This is a genomic window from Bradyrhizobium sp. RDM12, from assembly GCF_051917485.1.
In the GTDB taxonomy this organism is placed as follows: Bacteria; Pseudomonadota; Alphaproteobacteria; order Rhizobiales; family Xanthobacteraceae; genus Bradyrhizobium.
Genome location: NZ_CM133064.1, coordinates 2,452,562 through 2,468,399, shown reverse-complemented (window position 1 = coordinate 2,468,399; position 15,838 = coordinate 2,452,562). Strand labels below are relative to the sequence as shown.

21 protein-coding genes and 1 pseudogene are annotated in these 15,838 nt (G+C 60.6%); 8 read left to right on the top strand and 14 right to left on the bottom strand.

Going from position 1 to position 15,838, the window contains the following annotated elements; translation table 11 throughout:
* The first annotated feature begins 117 nt into the window (after nt 1-117).
* Nucleotides 118-840 carry a hypothetical protein gene (locus tag ACTGJ9_RS11870; protein ID WP_456678504.1) on the top strand — a complete coding sequence of 241 codons (723 nt, stop codon included), beginning with the start codon at nt 118-120 and terminating at the stop codon, nt 838-840.
* 52 nt (nt 841-892) lie between these two features.
* Here the strand turns inward: ACTGJ9_RS11870 and ACTGJ9_RS11865 are convergent, their stop codons facing one another.
* Entirely contained in the window at nt 893-1,255 is a 363-nt protein-coding gene (locus ACTGJ9_RS11865; protein WP_456677187.1) for a hypothetical protein, read from the bottom strand.
* Nucleotides 1,256-1,485: 230 nt separating this feature from the next.
* Between ACTGJ9_RS11865 and ACTGJ9_RS11860 the strand changes: the two genes are divergently transcribed.
* Nucleotides 1,486-2,019: a cytochrome b gene (locus ACTGJ9_RS11860; protein ID WP_456677186.1), complete on the top strand. Its 534-nt coding sequence runs from the start codon at nt 1,486-1,488 to the stop codon at nt 2,017-2,019.
* A 105-nt stretch (nt 2,020-2,124) separates the two neighbouring features.
* A complete protein-coding gene (locus tag ACTGJ9_RS11855) occupies nt 2,125-3,495 on the top strand; it encodes a transposase (RefSeq protein ID WP_456677185.1) in 1,371 nt (456 codons plus the stop codon).
* A gap of 209 nt (nt 3,496-3,704) precedes the next feature.
* On the opposite strand, the gene ACTGJ9_RS11850 is transcribed toward ACTGJ9_RS11855, so the two are convergent.
* From ACTGJ9_RS11850 to ACTGJ9_RS11840, 3 genes are all read right to left on the bottom strand, one after another.
* Complete coding sequence (locus ACTGJ9_RS11850; protein WP_456677184.1) at nt 3,705-3,857, bottom strand: hypothetical protein; 153 nt, start codon at nt 3,855-3,857, stop codon at nt 3,705-3,707.
* Nucleotides 3,850-4,239, bottom strand: a complete 390-nt coding sequence (locus ACTGJ9_RS11845) for a hypothetical protein (protein WP_456677183.1) — start codon at nt 4,237-4,239, stop codon at nt 3,850-3,852. Before ACTGJ9_RS11845 ends, ACTGJ9_RS11850 begins: the two co-directional genes overlap by 8 nt.
* 338 nt (nt 4,240-4,577) lie before the next feature.
* The gene (locus tag ACTGJ9_RS11840; RefSeq protein WP_027520167.1) at nt 4,578-4,781 is read right to left on the bottom strand and encodes a cold-shock protein; all 204 of its coding nucleotides are present in this window, start codon (nt 4,779-4,781) and stop codon (nt 4,578-4,580) included.
* A 777-nt stretch (nt 4,782-5,558) separates the two neighbouring features.
* Here ACTGJ9_RS11840 and ACTGJ9_RS11835 point away from each other — a divergent pair.
* The gene (locus tag ACTGJ9_RS11835) at nt 5,559-5,753 is read left to right on the top strand and encodes a hypothetical protein (protein WP_027520168.1); all 195 of its coding nucleotides are present in this window, start codon (nt 5,559-5,561) and stop codon (nt 5,751-5,753) included.
* A gap of 575 nt (nt 5,754-6,328) precedes the next feature.
* Here ACTGJ9_RS11835 and ACTGJ9_RS11830 read toward each other — a convergent pair.
* The 6 genes from ACTGJ9_RS11830 to ACTGJ9_RS11805 form a co-directional block, all read right to left on the bottom strand.
* Nucleotides 6,329-6,529 carry a hypothetical protein gene (locus ACTGJ9_RS11830; RefSeq protein ID WP_198034942.1) on the bottom strand — a complete coding sequence of 67 codons (201 nt, stop codon included), beginning with the start codon at nt 6,527-6,529 and terminating at the stop codon, nt 6,329-6,331.
* 439 nt (nt 6,530-6,968) lie between these two features.
* Nucleotides 6,969-7,232, bottom strand: coding sequence for a GlsB/YeaQ/YmgE family stress response membrane protein (locus ACTGJ9_RS11825; protein ID WP_369721305.1), 264 nt, complete (start codon nt 7,230-7,232; stop codon nt 6,969-6,971).
* Between the two features lie 23 nt (nt 7,233-7,255).
* The gene (locus ACTGJ9_RS11820) at nt 7,256-7,714 is read right to left on the bottom strand and encodes a YidB family protein (protein ID WP_456677182.1); all 459 of its coding nucleotides are present in this window, start codon (nt 7,712-7,714) and stop codon (nt 7,256-7,258) included.
* Nucleotides 7,715-7,790: 76 nt separating this feature from the next.
* Entirely contained in the window at nt 7,791-8,411 is a 621-nt protein-coding gene (locus ACTGJ9_RS11815; protein WP_456677181.1) for a hypothetical protein, read from the bottom strand.
* A 37-nt stretch (nt 8,412-8,448) separates the two neighbouring features.
* Nucleotides 8,449-8,769 (bottom strand): hypothetical protein, encoded by a 321-nt coding sequence (locus ACTGJ9_RS11810; protein WP_456677180.1) that lies wholly within the window; start codon nt 8,767-8,769, stop codon nt 8,449-8,451.
* Between the two features lie 268 nt (nt 8,770-9,037).
* The gene (locus ACTGJ9_RS11805; RefSeq protein ID WP_456677179.1) at nt 9,038-9,253 is read right to left on the bottom strand and encodes a hypothetical protein; all 216 of its coding nucleotides are present in this window, start codon (nt 9,251-9,253) and stop codon (nt 9,038-9,040) included.
* A 309-nt stretch (nt 9,254-9,562) separates the two neighbouring features.
* Here ACTGJ9_RS11805 and ACTGJ9_RS11800 point away from each other — a divergent pair, with 309 nt between their 5' ends.
* From ACTGJ9_RS11800 to ACTGJ9_RS11790, 3 genes and pseudogenes are all read left to right on the top strand, one after another.
* Nucleotides 9,563-9,742, top strand: a complete 180-nt coding sequence (locus tag ACTGJ9_RS11800) for a hypothetical protein (protein WP_369721299.1) — start codon at nt 9,563-9,565, stop codon at nt 9,740-9,742.
* Nucleotides 9,743-11,436: 1,694 nt separating this feature from the next.
* A pseudogene (locus ACTGJ9_RS11795) lies at nt 11,437-11,565 on the top strand (DNA ligase); the annotation flags it as partial.
* Between the two features lie 82 nt (nt 11,566-11,647).
* Nucleotides 11,648-11,830, top strand: coding sequence for a hypothetical protein (locus ACTGJ9_RS11790; RefSeq protein ID WP_027520172.1), 183 nt, complete (start codon nt 11,648-11,650; stop codon nt 11,828-11,830).
* On the opposite strand, the gene ACTGJ9_RS11785 is transcribed toward ACTGJ9_RS11790, so the two are convergent.
* The 4 genes from ACTGJ9_RS11785 to ACTGJ9_RS11770 form a co-directional block, all read right to left on the bottom strand.
* A complete protein-coding gene (locus ACTGJ9_RS11785; protein ID WP_027520173.1) occupies nt 11,827-12,018 on the bottom strand; it encodes a hypothetical protein in 192 nt (63 codons plus the stop codon). The two genes, ACTGJ9_RS11790 and ACTGJ9_RS11785, sit on opposite strands and share 4 nt — an antisense overlap.
* Nucleotides 12,019-12,709: 691 nt before the next feature.
* The gene (locus tag ACTGJ9_RS11780) at nt 12,710-12,895 is read right to left on the bottom strand and encodes a hypothetical protein (protein ID WP_035969060.1); all 186 of its coding nucleotides are present in this window, start codon (nt 12,893-12,895) and stop codon (nt 12,710-12,712) included.
* Between the two features lie 218 nt (nt 12,896-13,113).
* A complete protein-coding gene (locus ACTGJ9_RS11775; protein WP_456677178.1) occupies nt 13,114-13,236 on the bottom strand; it encodes a hypothetical protein in 123 nt (40 codons plus the stop codon).
* Nucleotides 13,237-14,047: 811 nt separating this feature from the next.
* Nucleotides 14,048-14,353, bottom strand: a complete 306-nt coding sequence (locus tag ACTGJ9_RS11770) for a hypothetical protein (RefSeq protein WP_027520174.1) — start codon at nt 14,351-14,353, stop codon at nt 14,048-14,050.
* A gap of 691 nt (nt 14,354-15,044) precedes the next feature.
* Between ACTGJ9_RS11770 and ACTGJ9_RS11765 the strand changes: the two genes are divergently transcribed.
* Nucleotides 15,045-15,404: a response regulator transcription factor gene (locus ACTGJ9_RS11765; RefSeq protein WP_456677177.1), complete on the top strand. Its 360-nt coding sequence runs from the start codon at nt 15,045-15,047 to the stop codon at nt 15,402-15,404.
* The last annotated feature ends 434 nt before the right edge of the window (nt 15,405-15,838 follow it).

Below are 15,838 nucleotides of genomic sequence, written 5' to 3'. Positions count from 1 at the left end.
TTGTCTGCTGGCTGCCCGCATCGTACCTTCGAATATGAGACGAACCGTCCCCTGAATGGAACCACGAGACTGCTTGCTGGTTTCAGTTCCGCAGTTCCTAATCCCAGGGGGGATATGATGAGCAAGGTCAAGTATCGCCTGAACAATCCGCGTTTGGCGCCACGCCGGACGAAACTTGAGATTCCCGGTTGGGCAGGCAAGCGCGACCCGCGCGCAGACGGCTCGCGCGAGCAGGTATGGCATTGCGTGCCGTTTTCGGAGGGCGCACAGTACGGGATCGAGTTATTCTATCCCTACGACTTCGAGCTCCATGTCAGCACCAAAGATGGTCATTTGAACTTCGATGCCGATTGGGGTGAGCCGCCGAACGGAGGGGCCGAGTGGCCGCCCTTTCGGAATTTCGGCGATGCTTTCTACACCTATCAAGTCCTGCTCGACCTCAAGGTCGAGAAGGGCATGGCGGTTCGCACCGAACCGCATCCGCGGTTCTATACCGACCGGACCGATACCGTGCCGGTCGCGGTACCGGCTCTCATCCGGAACTGGTGGCCGATGCTTTTCTTTTGCGTCTTCAAGGCGCCTGCGGAGGGGCGGACGCACATTTTCAGGCCGAACGAACCATTCGCTCAGATGATCGTGATTCCGGAGGAAGCCAATTTCGATCTCGAACCGATGGGTGAGGTGGAATGCGCCGAGCGCGAACTGCAATCGCGGCGCATCTATGCCAACCGGCCGAACCTGGCAGCCGGGACCGAGTGGACGTCCGATACCAATACTGTGTTTGACGGCACTTACCGCCATTTGCACCGCGCCGCGAAGGAAAAGGCCCGGCGAGAATAGCATAAAAAAACAGGACCTCCCGGTCCTGTTTTCATCACTTCGGGCGCGTAGTTCAATAGTCGCGGCGATAGAAACTGTGGTGGTGGTGGTGGTGGTGATGGTGGTATCGGCGATACCGGGGCACGACTACGACGCGCGGATAGTAGCTGTGGTGGTGCCGATAGAAGCTATGGTGATGATGGTGATGATGGTGATGATAGAATTGGGCAAGCTGGACGTTCCCCGCCGCTGGATCTGGTGTGGCTTCGTCAACGGCTTGCAGCAGCGCGACGGCGTTCGGGATAGGTTCCAGCAGGTCGGCATATGAGTTGGCGCGCAAAACATCCGCCGGAGCGGGTGCAGGACCGGCCTCGGCAGCGGTAAAGGTGCCAAGCGACGCCACCGCTCCTAGTAAGCCAGCGATCTTCTTGTCCATGGTTGCTTCTCCAGTTCATGGCGCCGGACGCGAGGCCGGCAAGCCGCAACGCCACGGATTGCCGAATGTTCCCGGCGCCGTTGAATGCAAGAGTCGATCATGAGGCGCGCTCGCAAGCATATCTATTGCGGAACGCAGAGATGGCGATAGTGGTGAGCCGGGCGCCGGATCGGCATACGTGCTGGACGACAGCACGCAGCGCGTCCTGCAAAACATTAAGACAGGACCTTATGACAGATCGGCTGCATTACGGTACCCCGGCCAAAGTGCTCCATTGGCTCGTCGTGGCCCTTCTGGCCGTTCAGTTCTCAATTGGTTGGCTTATGCCAGACGTTCATGCGGGTCCGCCGGGCAGGGCCATGACGCTCCATATCTCCTTTGGTCTGACCATTCTCGCGTTGATTTTGTTGCGGCTTGTCTGGCGTATCACCCACCCGGTGGCGCCGGAGAGTTCACTACCGCCATGGCAGCGAGTTTCCTCAGAGGCGGTGCACTGGCTGCTTTATATCTTGGTTCTCGCTGCAACCATCACAGGCTGGCTGTTCGCATCGTTCCGAGGTTGGTTAGTCTATTATTTCGATCTTATCCCGCTGCCGATGCTGACGGAAAAAAACACGACCGCGATCCATCAGATCGACGGCTGGCATCAAATTGCGGAGTGGGCGTTGCTGATCGCAATCGGCATTCATATGGCCGCAGCCTTCGCTCACATTTTTATTTACCGCGACGGCGTCATGCAACGAATGCTGCCAAGCCGTCGGTGACTTTGCGAATGTCTCTTGTTGGCCGATTTTGTTGCAAAAGTCGGTTGAGGCGAGCCGCGAACCGTGATTCCGTTGTGATGACGCGAATCTCGGCGAGGTCGATCCATGATGGGCCGTGCGAAGAGTGACCAAGGTCAATTGTTCTACGAGTTTCAGCTTGGCGACGCGGTTCCTGAAGATCATCTCGTACGGAAGATCGATGCTGCTCTCGATCTGTCCTGGCTTCGCAGTGAACTAGCACCTCATTATTCGTCCATGGGTCGCCCGTCGATCGACCCGGAACTGATGGTCCGGATGCTGGTCGTGGGATATGTCTTTGCGATCCGTTCGGAGCGACTGATCTGCCGTGAAGTGCAGGTGAACCTTGCTTATCGCTGGTTCTGCAAGCTCGGGATCGAAGATGCTATCGCGGATCATTCGGCGTTCTCGCGCGCCCGCAACGAACGCTTCCGCGAGGGAGATGTATTTCGCCACATGTTCGAGCGGGTCGTGGAGGCGTGCATTGCGGCAGGTCTGGTTGGCGGCGATGGCTTTGCAGTCGATGCGAGCTTGATCCAGGCTGATGCCAACAGGCGACGCTCGATCGCAGGTCAGGATTGGCGCAAGGACCGCGACCCGCAAAGGTCCAGCCGCGCGGTGAAGGAGTATCTGGCGACCCTTGACGATACAGCGTGGGGTGCCGCCAGCGACGTTGTGCCGAAGTTCGTCTCCCCATCCGATCCGGCAGCGCAGTGGACCGGAGCTCACAAGGGACCGGCATTCTTCGCGTACTCCGACAATTATCTCATCGACGTGAAGTTCGGCGTCATTGTCGATGTCGAGGCCTCCCGCTCCATTCGCCAGGCCGAGGTCAGAGCAGCGAGGACCATGATTGAGCGAACGGAGGAGCGCTTTGGTCTCAAGCCGGAGCGGCTTATCGGGGATACCGCTTACGGGGCCGCTCCAATGCTGAACTGGCTGGTCGAGGAGAAGGGCATCGCGCCACATATCCCCGTGTTCGACAAGTCGAAGCGGGATGACGGCACCTTCTCGCGTAGCGATTTTCGATATGATCCGACCGGCGACGTCTATCACTGCCCGGGTGGTAAGCGGCTTGGGACAAGCGGCACCGTGCATGAAGGCAAGACGCTGCTGTATCGAGCAAGCAAGCTCGACTGCGATGTATGCCCGCTTAAACCGCAGTGCTGTCCAAAAGAACCGTCGCGCAAGATCCCGCGCGACATTCATGAATACGCCCGAGACGTTGCCCGGTCGATTGCTGATACCGACGACTTTGAGAAGTCACGGCGTGAGCGCAAGAAGATCGAGATGCGGTTCGCACATTTGAAGCGCATCCTGAAGCTCGGTCGGCTCCGGCTGCGGGGACCAAAAGGCGCCCAGGACGAGTTTGTTCTTGCTGCCATCGCCCAGAACCTGCGACGGCTCGCGTCGCTGGGCGCTCGTCCGCCACCTGCTCGGGCTCTGTGCACTGCGTAGCGTTCCAGTTGCGTAGAGAGCGTCAGGGCCGGCGGATCAAAGCCGGTCGTCCTTAGCGAAATCGCCGAACGATCCCTTCGCTCACAGCCGACTTTTGCAACAAAATCGGCCCATCTCGACCTCCCGACCGGCGCCGGTGATGTCCCCTGCTGGCGGTAAACCGGACGTCAGGCGGACAGCCGATTAATGAGTACCAGCACCCCCTGCGCTCAAAAGGCCATGAGCAGCTCGAACGAGGGCAGATATCTCCCGGCGCCGAGCAATTGCTTCCGCCGTGTAGCGGCCGTGCTTGAGCGCGTGCCGGTTGCCCTTCGGTGCCCCGGGGATGGCCCTCCGTGCATCCAGCAGCGCCCGTTAGGCATTGCCGGCGACTGGCAGGGGCTGCCGCTGCGGGTCTTCGCACCGCACCGGGGCGCATTCTGCATGTCCAATAGCATGGGGTTGATTTTCCACAATTGCCTTACCCCCACCCCCCGCCACGTTGCCGACGATGGCCTGCCCGCCTTGGTAGACGTGGACGTGCTCGACGACGACCTTCTGTTGCCCCTTGCCGCGGTGACGGTTCAGAGCCTCCAGGAGGGTGGCATAGGTGCGGGAGAGCTTGTTCGCTTGGTTGAGGGCTTCTTGCCTGCCGGCAAACGACTGCTCGTGAATCATTGCCCGGCGGTGGCATTCCATCGCGGCGTTGTGGGCGCCGATCATCTGGACCGCTAGCATGCCCTCGAACTCGTCTTGGGGCTTCATGCAAAAGGATTGCCGAACTTGAGCTGGAGCTCGCTGCGCGGGACTTCAACTCCACAAGTCCGGACAAACCGACCTGACGGGAGGGTGATGGACCTGGAGGGGCTTGTCTCGAAGCGCCGCGAACAAGGCCTTACCGCAGCAATTGGCACGCAAAAACCCGCCGGCTCGGGAGCCGGCGGAGTTTGATTGAGATTGTTGGCGATCGGCGGGCACCGATCACTGGATCGAGCTAGCAGAGTCGCCGGCCGAGCGCGAGGCAGCAGGCTTTGATTTTTGACGCTACGAAGCAGGGCTCAGTTGCGCACCGCCTTACCTTGAAGCGCCTGCGCTCCATATGGCTAGGCGACCCTCAGATTTTCAGCGGACATTTTGCCCTTGTTGCTCATTTCCTCGTAGCTCACCCTTGCGCCCTCGCTGAGCGTGCTCAGTCCCGCCCTTTCGACGGCCGAGATGTGAACGAAAACATCCTTGCCGCCATTGTCGGGCTGGATGAAGCCGTAACCTTTGGTCGGATTGAACCACTTTACAGTACCTATCGCCACGCACGTCTCTCCCGAAAAACGAAAACGACCCAGCTTGCCAGAAGCTGATCACAACGAAAAGGGGCCGGCGGCCCTCGTCTGCACCCCGGAAGCTGTTGCGCGAGCGCAACGTCTTCCATGTTCCGCCTTGGAACAGATGTTTTGAGACTCAACCCGCAAACCCAGTTCTGGAATTATCGCGCTACCCGGGGCTGGCAGTGATCATTCCGTAAGCACTCAATTTTCCCGGAAAAATAGAGCCGCAGGACCGTGAAAGATCCTGCGGCCCTTTCCATCTCGGCGGCACATCGAGTGTCTTAAAGGAGCGGAGAACGCAGAGTAGCGTAAGCCTCCGGTGGAGGCTTACGATACTAAGAACGCATGGCGGATGCTGAGGCTCGACGCAGTCGATATGTGCTTCCGGTCATGGCGCCATGGCGGCTAACGGTCGCGGCAATGCAAGCGTGTTGATGCGCATCCTGTTGGCAGTGAACGACGCTGAGAGATCGGTTCGCGTCTTGCGCTTGACGTTGGTCACGGCGTCTTTGATGCGCCTTCCATGTCCTTGGCGATGATTCGACAGCAATCTTCCGCATCGCCCTTGCGCCTATGTCGACTGCGCTTCGAACTGCACTGCGCATTCCGCGAACAGACAACTCTCTTGCCCACTGTTCCAGCTTGCTCGCATTAACAGTCACGTTGATCTGCGTCGTTTCGCTTTGCTAACCTATTAGTTAGTTGACGACTACACGCGATGTGCTAACAGCCTCGCTCAAATCACGTTAATGGAAGCGATCAGTGAGAACAGCGAAGACGAAGAAGATCAAGACGCGTGCTCGCCGCGAATGGACTGCGACTGACCTAAAAGCGCTGAAGGGTCATTCGAAGCAACGGACACCCGTGGTGAAGATATCCAAGCAGATGAAGCGCACCGTTGGCGCCCTTCGTCAGAAAGCCTTGGTGCTGGGCATTGGCTTGGGGCATCAACGCTAACTGCTTTCGGGCGGGTCCCCCTTCGTCGGCTCGCGCCGGTTTGGCATCATGGCGGCGGCGCGGTCGCACTCTCGAGATGCGCGCACCGCGAGGCGTGGGAAGAGCCCAATTGTCGCAAGGCGGTCAGTGAAGAGGTACCTCCTCCTAGATTGAACATATTCACTTGCGTCAATGCGCGGCTTTCGATTCTGGTGGATGATACGGTCGAGCCTGCGGCCGCCAATTTCCGGCAGGCTACTGGCCCCAGCGCGCGCGCCCCCTGCTAGGAACCTGCCGCTGGGGCCTTGTCACGCTTGCTGTTTCAGCTCGCACGTTGGCACCGCAAGGACGCCTGATTACATCGGTCGCGTGACCAGCACCAAGATCCGCAAGCACGAGGCCGTGCCCGACACCGGCAGTTTCGAGGTGTATTTCGACGACGGGCGGCCGGGCATTTTCGTCTATTGGGACGACGTGCCGAGCCGCCGGCTACACCCCCCCAAATCTCGACCCGCGCGCCGCCCTGGAAGAGGCGCGGCAGATCGGGCGGCGCGAGCGGGACAAGCTGCTCGATCAATAGAGCAGTGGAGGCAGCATCACCCTGAGGGAGAATTGGTATTGCTCGGGCCGGTCAATGTGCGATGCACTCGCTCGGCCTGCTCCCTTGTCAAATTGGCCGCAAAGCCCACTTCGGCGCCGATCAGTGCCGGGCCCTTGCGCTCCCGGTCGTAGACCATCCAACCTTTTCCACCTGCGCGAATAACAAATCTGCTCTGCGACGGCACATGGTCATTCACGATCAACGTCCCCGGTTTGCACGTACAGCGCGCAGAGAACCCATTCGCTATGCAACCTGCATTTGCATAGGTTAATACGATCAGGAAAAAGTGGAAAAGGTTGCGCCGCACCCTATGAGCACCTCACCGCCAAGGCGGAACGACAACGGTGACGATCGATTAAGAAGGCGTCGGTCGGAGTTATTGCGTATGCGTCCCTCCGCTTCGATCGTGCCGCGCGATCGCCTCGACCGGGATATCTATCTCGTGCTGGAAGACTTCGGCGCCCGCGCCGGCTGTGCCTGGCGCGAGACGGACGAGCAGGACACCGATCTCGAGACCTCATTGTCGAAGACCAGGTCGGGTTGCCCGGTCTCATGCCTCTTGCCCGGCCAACGAGCACCCATTCGTCTTGCTAGTTGTCATTCGCACCGATCGCACCGCGAAAAGGTCACCGTGGTTAGATAGCCCGGCGGCTTCGACCGGCTATCAAACCGTAGACGAAAAGCACGATGATGGCGCCTACGACTGCCCCGACCAGCCCCGCGCCTTCTCCGGGCCGATACCAGCCCAGAGACTGGCCCAGATAGGTGGCGACGAACGCCCCCACTATTCCCAGGATCGTGGTCAGGATGAAACCCGACGGCTCGTTGTCGCCGGGCATGATGAACTTGGCTATGACGCCTGCGATGAAGCCGATGATGATCGTCCAGATGATGCCCATGTCTTTCCTCGACTGTTGCGAAGCTATCCCGCCGTTGGAGCCGGAAGACGTCCGTCAGGCGTGTATTTGTCCACGGCTGTCGGGAGCTCGCGAGACAATCGGTCGAGAATCTCCTGCTGAGACAGACCGGTCTGCTGCTCCAGTTTTTGAAGGACATCCGGACCGATAGCCTGCTGAAGTTCGGGCGGGGTGACTTCGCGGTTTGGCCCTTGATTGATCCAGGATTGGGCCGCCTCGCCCTGTCCGTTCTGCTTGAAATGCTCGAGCAGCTCGCCGATCCCGCCACTCAGCAGCGAACCCACGCCACCGCTGCCCACCAGGCCGCCAAGGTTGCCGAGCAGACCGCTCAGGGAATCCTTGGCGCCCGCCGGCTGACCGGAGGTCGCATTGCGAAAGATGTCCGCCAGCTTGTCCCGGTTTTGGTAACCGGCGATTGCGAGCATACCCAAGAGGGCGGTCATCGATGGCATTCCGCGGCTCATTTTCGACTCCTGAGTTCGACGATTGGCGAGAAACGCAAGAAAAGGGCGACCCGCCTGGGGCGGGCCGCCCGGTAATTCATCGCACAGCGGTACTGTAGAGTTGCCGCTCTTTGCGGACCTCCTCCGCGCCATAAGGCTGGGCGGATGGATCGTAACTCTTCCACCCAGCCTTCTGCCAGGCTGCGCTCCGGTCGCGAAGATTGACGGCGGACTGGTTCAGGATCGCTTCGTATCGCGCCCGGTCCGCATCCGGCACACGGGCTGAAACCAGCGTACCGCCGCGCCTCACACCTTCGGCATAGAGCGGAGCTTCCTCATCGGATACGCCGGCTTGCGTCAATGCCCCGACAACGCCGCCCGTAGCTCCGCCGGCAACGGCACCGAGCGCGGTCGACGCGAGCCACCCGGCCGCCACGACGGGCCCCAGCCCGGGGATAGCCAACAAACCAAGGCCCGCGAGCAAGCCGGCAGCACCACCAACACCTGCGCCGAGGCCCGCTCCCGTAGCCGCACCTTCCGTCCGATCGTCAACCCCGTCGCGATCGCGATCGACCTTCTTGTCCGTGCTGTACCAGTTGTCGGAATTGTTCGCGACGATGCTCAGATCCGAATGCGGCACGCCCGCAGCTTCCAGGTTCGTCACGGCGCGCTGCGCATCGGAGTAGTTATCGTAGAGACGTGAAATCGTAACGGTCATCTTGAATCCCTCTCAATTTTCGCTGCTGCGCGCCAACCTATTTCGCCGCGTTCACGTTGCCCTGGAAATCCAGACTGACATCGGTCGAGGCGCCGCCTTTGCTGGCCTTTCCGCGCCAAATGCCTTTGTCGTCCTTCTTCAAGGATGTGACGTTGCTGTAGCCCGCATCCTCGATCTTCGATTTGGCCTGGCCCTCAGTGAAACTGTTTGCGCCTGCAACCGGCTTGTTGGAGTTTTTCTGATCGGAACTGTTGACCGCATTGTTGTTGGGCCGATCGGTCGCCGGCGGATTTTGCGCAAACGACGGACCCACCAGAAGCGAAGCAGCCGTCAGCAGCAGAAGAAATTTCTTGTTCATATGGTCCTCCAGTAGTGGCACGGCACAACAGATGCTTGGCTGAGAAGTTCCTCTCCCGGTCAACGGGCTTGGATGGGATCTACTTGGATCGAGGAGAGCACTTTGAAGAAGACGGCGGCGGGCCCCGGCTGCGGCTTGAGCAGTCGGTGTCCTGATCGTCGTCGATCTTTCCGGGCCAGGTGCACAAAACCGAAGTTCTCTGGCAGAGCCGCGGGGTTGCGGGGCACTCGCGCAGATCCCGCGCTGGCCTCTTCGCGTGCTTCATTCCTCAAATGCCTTCGCCACATCTTCTGGCCTTCTCCCATGCGACCTTGAAGCGGCCCTTCGTCGCTTCGTCGAGCGAGCCGGCGTCCCCAAAAGGCGGTCCGGGAAGTGTCACGACGCAGGTCCAGAGCCAGAGCCCGGGAGAGCATTCGGCGGCATAGCAGATGCGGCCGACTAGCTGCCGGTCCTCGTGGACGGTGTAGTCGTCCAGGCCGATCATCCGGAGGGTAAAAGGGATTGTGGCTGGCTGCCGGCTAGGACCAATAGCCGCAGGCTGATCGAATGGTCCCTATCACGCAGAATGCGGCTGGCTTCGAGCTGCACGAGAGCGGGACCTACGTGCGCCTCATCAAAGCTGAACGGCACGGATAGAAACGGCCCCAGCACACACCCCTATGTGCCGGGGCCGTTGGAGGTCCCTAGGCGGCATGTCATCGCCAAGAGGTCCCGACACTAGGTGCATCCGGCAATTAGTTCTGTTCACTTTCGGACGCCGCTATATTGTTCCCTCGGGGAACGAGTAGCCGCAATGAAAGACATGCAGGCTCAATTGGAAAAGCTCCGTGCGGATGCGGCCGAGTGCGCCCTCATCCGCGACCTCGCGACCGACCCGAAGAAACGAGAGCTTTTCACTAGGCTGGCCGATCACCTGACGGTTCTCGCATCAGAAGTTGAACGCGCAATCGCGGACAGTGTGAAGCGCATCTGATGAAGGCGGGCTGGCGCGGCATAGCTGCGGGAGAGCCTCCGGGTCGCTTCGTCTCTCACCAGAGCGTCAGCCGATCCAATTGACCAGCTAAACCCCGCAAAGAAAGCTTGGTGTTCGGGAATGTTGGCCGCTGAGCAAAGTGTCTTGTACTCTGCTTGGCAAAATCCCTGTATTAGGCGGCCGTAATCATGTGGCTCCAATTAGTGAAATTCCTGATAGCTGATTGCAATCACACGTGATGACGCGTGAAGCGGCTGGCCCGCTGCGGGTCGCACTCCATAAAGGCCGGCGATGCCCAACCCCAAGGCTAGCGGGGGAGCGGCTCCGGGGCGTGGCTACTTCGACCCGGCTCCCGGATTTGCAGGCGCGGCGGATGGCGCAGTTGCCGGAGAACCGGTGCTCGAGCCGGTGGTTGTGGCCGGGTTCGTCGAGCTGCTCTTCGTTGTGGGCGCGCTGGTCTGGTTAGACGCGGTGGTGTGGTTATCAGAGCTGTAGAAAATCGCGGCGATACCCGCGATCATGACAATTGCGACAACCACCCAGGCTATTGGGCTGCTCCGGTAGTTCTGATCTCGACTGTTCATGATCCACTCCTAACCCCGCGAGCAAGAGACCCTGCATCCGCTGCACTAATAATGGTTTGAAAGAAGCTGCCGAGCAGGGACTCAGCAGCCCTCTTTCGTGTCGGTCACGAGGCAAAAGGTCACCGACCAGTTGGATCCTGGCTCGCGCCCGGACGAACCCTTTGCGGGCCACCCTGGCCGCTGCTCGTTCCGCCGCTGTTTGCGCCGGCGGCGCAAGCTCCAGCGGGCGCCAGCGCCGCCCCCCATGCCGCTCGTGCCGCCTGTCGATCCCGCGGGCCCAGCTCCGCCCACGCCAGCTCCGCCGACGCCGCCTGCTCCTGCGCCCGCACCTGCACCGGTTCCGCCGGCGCCCGCACCTCCACCCGCACCGCCGCCAGCCTGCGCGTGGGCGAAGCCGATCGAGGCACCCGCAAGCATGGCGCACATCGCCACCGAGAAAATTGTCTTTCGCATATCGTCAACTCCGTTTTGCGGTTGTGTTCGTCAACCGAAGCTAATTGCCGCCCTTCCTAAGAGATGACGCTAAGCTTGATCTGTGCGGCCTTATCGGGCGCCGCTGAGATTTTTTTGGCGCGCGCCCAACCCGGCTCCAGCAACAGCACCTCGGTTCGTGCAAGCCACGACATACTCATGCTCGGCGAGAGCACTCCGGTCCCCCGTAGGCGCTTGGGCGCGGCGCCCACGGCGCCCGGCTGCCTATCTGGAGCTGTGGGGCATTGGCAGCCGGGCCGAGTGGGCATTCGAGGAAAGCCCACGCGCTCGCTCGACCACGCCGGTGCCGTGCCGTTCCTGCGGAGCGCACGATCATTGCTCCGAGTTTCGGTGGGGCGCTTCCCCGCAGCGCGCCTCCATCACCAACTCCAGCCGGCTCGCGAACCGCACGACGGCCAGAGCGTCCTTGGCCTTTTCCGGACGTCGAAAAAAAGCGGCCCCTGCGTCGGGGCGCGCAGGAGCCGGGGTCAAATACTCCGGTTTGCAGGGGGGCTTGAAGCCGGAGCACCGTGACAACGGCGTGCATTGCCGCTTGTTCCCGACTCGCATAATGCGGCAAAACGCCGATCTTTTCGCAGATGCGTATGGCCTACGAGCTTTGCTTGGTGACCGCCGTCAAGCAGGTCCCATCCGTGGATTGCCGAAGCGGCGCTGAAGAACCGCCAGAAGCATTTTGTGGTCGACGGTGAGGCCGTGATTTTGGGTGTCGACGGCGGGTCCGATTTCAATGCGCTTCACTCGCGCAAGCCATGTGCGCTCGCCGCACAAATCTGGCGTTCGATCTTGGCGCGCCGTATGATGCACCCGTGAGTGCACGCGAGGTACAGCCATGACCACAACGGAAGCCATGAAGCACATCCATACGATCACGAAGGATGCGCATCTGCTCCCCGACAGCCAGCGCCTGCTGGTACTCGATCGGATAATCCAGATTTGCCTGAAGGCATCACTCACTCTGGCCGAGGATGCCAGCCTGTCATCCCAGCGTCCGCCTGTGCATTCGCTGAACTAGACCTGGCGTTCCTCTTCTGGTGGCTCGCTTGGAGCCGGAAGCCCGTACTTCTCTGCGCGCTGCGCCGCGAGCCTGCGATAAGCCTTGGCTTGCTGCTCGAACTGCGCCTTAACCTCCGGGTTGCTTTCCTCGGCGGCCATGCGCTCAAAGGTGAGCGCGTGCTCTAGGTATTCGTTCAGTAGCTTCATCGTGGCTCCCCAATGGGCCCGCCCATCATGCCGCTACATAAATCGATTCAGACGGCTGCCCATTAACCGGAAGACCCCGGGGGAGGCGGTGCATTTTCATTTCGAAGATTTTGAAACCTGGGTGGGCCGCTGTTCCAGAGCAGCGGCCCTTCACTTTAGGACCCATTGGAGCGGCTTACGCTCAGCCCGCGTCAGGAGTGAACGTTCGATCGGATGTCCTCGTCCCGCCGCCTCAGAATGGAGGTGTAACGACCGTGGCTTCGGTGCGGCTCAACGCTTTAGCAATGACAGCGACGTGCTTGCCAGCCGCCTTCAATTCAAGAAGAATCCTATCTTCTTCCTTGGTCCAATTCTGCGCACCGCGATGCACTCAGGTCGTGATCAATCAGGTGTTTGCAGTCCTGGCGAGGTTAGCCAATCCGTCAGGTGAGCGCCGATGTCTGCCAGTCGGGCTTTTCTCAGAAGGGCCTCGCGCTCGGCACCCGCAGGGAGCTGTGCAGCCTGCTTTTTGAGCTTGGCGGCCAGACTTGCCACCCACGACACCCTCCTTGCGCAGCGGTGGATTGCTCCTAAGCGCAAGGAACGTAAGTTCAGTTCCGAACGAGGACGAACTTAGCCTTGCCTCCTGTTACCATGGCTGGCTGCCATCTTCGTTCAACTAGGGTTGAACAAATGGAAACTGCAATTCAGGTTACGGCACCTTGCCGACGAATGTGAAAACCGCGCCAAGCTCGCTGCTGATCAGGACAACAAAGTCACTCTGATCCTCTTGGCGATGGACTGCCATTGGCTGGGGGGGAAAGCTGAGCGGTTCAAAGCGGCTCGCTTGGATAGATCCGCTTGAACTGAGACCAATCTGGTTAGCAGTGTCGTCCATTCAGCCGGCCTGCTTAGTGCCGTTCCCAAAGGTGAAGGGCCGCTGCTCTGGAACAGCCTTCGAAATGAAATGCTCAGCCTGCTAGGGCCTATCGTAAGCTCGCAGCGTAGCGCGCAGAGCAGTACGGATTTCCAGCTCCAAGCTTGCCTCAGCCACCAGAAGAGGAATGATAGCTCTAGTGCAGCGAATGGTGCGAGGGCATGGTGTCGTTCCCGGCCTCAGCGAACTTGCAACACACCTCGACGATCCCCGGCGAGGACCACCCGGCGCTGCTTCTCAGGAAGCAAATGCGCGTCAGTGGCTTGCCCTTGGATCTGCTTCAGGGCTTCCGCCGTGGTCATGGCAGCACCTCGCGTGCACTCAGGCGGCATCATACGGGGCGCGGGTTCGGATGCCAATTTTGACCGGATTCTTTTTGGGCATCTAAGCTAACGCGAGCCCGTTTCCCAAGCGCGGTCGCCGCATCGCTTCTGCTCGACCGGCCGTCAGCGCCCTCCGCGAGGCGGCTTACAGCATCAGCCAAGCCATTCCAGCAATCAGAACCAAAAAACCGGTGAGCGCCGTCACCGCAAACCCATACTCAACTCTGTCCATGACCGCCCCTATACGCACCATCAAAATGATGCCTTACGCCGGGACACCTGAACAGCACATTTGTGAATCGGCCAGGTCAGAAATCGCTCCGCAGTACGAAGCCGCACCAGCGCCTCGCTCTCAGATCAGCACGATCATCGCCGCCGAGACCGCCGCGACCAGGAGAAGTAGGCCCGCGATGATGATGCCGAGCCAGACCACTTGCATGGCGGGCAACTAAGGGCGGGCTGAAAGGTTCCTCGGCGCCACAGCTGCGGCCCGCGGCGGTAGCAGACTGCCGCTGATGGTGGACGCTCATGGCCGCACCAGGATCAGGTCGTCGAGCGAGGCCGTCCGTGTAGCCGTAGCGGTGCTTGATCTCGTCACCGGCCATAAACATCGGCGGCCGGGTGTCCTGGAAGTCCAAGACCATGTGGACCACGACGTATTCGCCCCTCCCATTCGCTGGAGTACTTCGCCGTCGGTGCCACGGTCACGCGGCTGCCGAGCTGGATCTCGCAGACGGCGATGATCTGGCGGAGCAGGCGTCCCGCTTGGTCACCGCGTTCATGGCAGCTCCTACGGCCGCTCGGCCTTGAGCCCCTGGAGGATCCGCCACCACAGGCCGGCGGCGCTCTCGCATTCCGAGACGGGTGGCACGACGTCGAGACCGTGTTTGGGCTGGAGCATGTTGCCGATGGCCTTGTCCTCGGGCCAGCTGGCGCCGTGGTCGAGGCACTTCAGCACGTACGGCGAGGGCAGCTCGACTTGGTTCTTCATCGCGTCGAGAAGCTCGTACTGGAAATCGAGCGCGTCCTGCAGCTCGCGACGGAGCTGGTCGGGCGACAGTCGGTTGATGTAGTTCTCGTCGACCCACTTGCTCATAGATGATCTCCAAGGTTCCGCTGAAACTCGCGCAGGAAAGCGTTGGCATCGTCGAGGTCGGCCGGCAACTTCGTTGCCCTACAGCGAGGTCCGGCGGATCATGCGCCGGTCGTTGCCGAGCTGCTCAAGATCTTTAGTTTAGCTCGCCGAGGTTTTGCAGGTGTTGCGTCATGTGCCATTTGTGGAATTACGGATTTCATAGCAACCGAGGCGTTCGCGCAGGGGCACAACTGCCTGCATCAGGCGGGGTTACGCGCAAGATTTTGTCGCAGGTTGATGGACATGTCCCGGGTTATGCGACGATCATCATGGATGTGACCACAGAGGCGGGGGTGCCCGTTGCACGTCATACGCATCCGGGCATCGAGTCGAGCTACGTCCTGGAGGGAGGACGAGGCGAGGCCAAGGCGAGTACGGACAGGCAGCCTATTGCCAAGATCGTCTTCATGACCCTTCTCCGAGTTGCTTGTATCCGGAGATCAAGTCGCCTGGAGGAGGGCCGTTCCGGACCGGATGGCCGATGCTCGCTGATTACCGCGTACGCACGCACCCCGCTTCCCAGACGCCCCCTCGCCCATCCTTGATTCAAAGACCCGCTCGATCGGCCGACCGGATCGGGGATGCGGGAACGGTCCAAAGCTTCGGTAGTTCGCAGAATGGCATCAGATGTGAGGTTTCGAGGAGGATTCAGTTGCGAATACTCGTCGTCGAGGACGACCTCCTCATACGCGAATTCGTCGTGGAGGCTCTGCGGGAGGAGGGCTACGAGGTCATCCACGCGGCCAATGGCGAAGACGCGCTGGAATGGTGCGGGAAGCGGGTCGCCGACGTGCTCGTCACCGACGTCAGGATGCCAGGGCGCGTCGACGGCTGGCAGATCGCCGAGCGTTGCCGCGAGCAGGATCCCGACCTCCCGGTGATCTACACGAGTGGCTTCTCGCCCGTCGCGCCGCGCCCCGTGTCCGGCAGTCTGTTCCTGCAAAAGCCCTATGATCCCGCGGAGATCGTCAGAGCCGCGAATACCATGGCCAGGCGAGCTTCGCCGAGTTGAGGGGAGAGCCGTCTGGGGAGATCAGTCCAACGCTAATGCGTTGTCTGTTGGCCTTCGATCATGCGTCTGGATTCGCGCGACCAGACGACTCGAAACGGGCGGCTCCCGGCAGCTGCGGCCGGTAGGCGGAAGCGAGCAGCATCAGAAACAGCGCGCGATCTGCTTGGTACTTGGCCGCCACCCGACTGCCCTCCGCCCCCTGCATGACCGGACGGCCCTCAGTCGTGCAGAGACACCATTGAAACGTGCGGCGGCGTTGGCTCAGGTGAATCTCAAAAAGCGGGAGCTGATGCGGCATGACTCTCGTTTGTCTTTGCTTGGCGGCCGAGGTTCAGTGTTAATGAAAAAGGCTTTGATAGCTCTAGGCAATGGAGATAGCTTCGTATCCGGAGCTCGGATTCCTGCTCGGTTGCACGGAATGCGAGTGAGCGGCG

Coding starts and splice junctions, on each gene's coding strand:
- ACTGJ9_RS11870 (WP_456678504.1), top strand. CDS start 118: ATGAGCAAGGTCAAGTATCGCCTGAACAATCCGCGTTTGGCGCCACGC.
- ACTGJ9_RS11865 (WP_456677187.1), bottom strand. CDS start 1,255: ATGGACAAGAAGATCGCTGGCTTACTAGGAGCGGTGGCGTCGCTTGGC.
- ACTGJ9_RS11860 (WP_456677186.1), top strand. CDS start 1,486: ATGACAGATCGGCTGCATTACGGTACCCCGGCCAAAGTGCTCCATTGG.
- ACTGJ9_RS11855 (WP_456677185.1), top strand. CDS start 2,125: ATGATGGGCCGTGCGAAGAGTGACCAAGGTCAATTGTTCTACGAGTTT.
- ACTGJ9_RS11850 (WP_456677184.1), bottom strand. CDS start 3,857: ATGCCTAACGGGCGCTGCTGGATGCACGGAGGGCCATCCCCGGGGCAC.
- ACTGJ9_RS11845 (WP_456677183.1), bottom strand. CDS start 4,239: ATGAAGCCCCAAGACGAGTTCGAGGGCATGCTAGCGGTCCAGATGATC.
- ACTGJ9_RS11825 (WP_369721305.1), bottom strand. CDS start 7,232: ATGGGCATCATCTGGACGATCATCATCGGCTTCATCGCAGGCGTCATA.
- ACTGJ9_RS11820 (WP_456677182.1), bottom strand. CDS start 7,714: ATGAGCCGCGGAATGCCATCGATGACCGCCCTCTTGGGTATGCTCGCA.
- ACTGJ9_RS11815 (WP_456677181.1), bottom strand. CDS start 8,411: ATGACCGTTACGATTTCACGTCTCTACGATAACTACTCCGATGCGCAG.
- ACTGJ9_RS11810 (WP_456677180.1), bottom strand. CDS start 8,769: ATGAACAAGAAATTTCTTCTGCTGCTGACGGCTGCTTCGCTTCTGGTG.
- ACTGJ9_RS11805 (WP_456677179.1), bottom strand. CDS start 9,253: ATGATCGGCCTGGACGACTACACCGTCCACGAGGACCGGCAGCTAGTC.
- ACTGJ9_RS11800 (WP_369721299.1), top strand. CDS start 9,563: ATGAAAGACATGCAGGCTCAATTGGAAAAGCTCCGTGCGGATGCGGCC.
- ACTGJ9_RS11790 (WP_027520172.1), top strand. CDS start 11,648: ATGACCACAACGGAAGCCATGAAGCACATCCATACGATCACGAAGGAT.
- ACTGJ9_RS11785 (WP_027520173.1), bottom strand. CDS start 12,018: ATGAAGCTACTGAACGAATACCTAGAGCACGCGCTCACCTTTGAGCGC.
- ACTGJ9_RS11780 (WP_035969060.1), bottom strand. CDS start 12,895: ATGGACGACACTGCTAACCAGATTGGTCTCAGTTCAAGCGGATCTATC.
- ACTGJ9_RS11775 (WP_456677178.1), bottom strand. CDS start 13,236: ATGACCACGGCGGAAGCCCTGAAGCAGATCCAAGGGCAAGCCACTGAC.
- ACTGJ9_RS11770 (WP_027520174.1), bottom strand. CDS start 14,353: ATGAGCAAGTGGGTCGACGAGAACTACATCAACCGACTGTCGCCCGAC.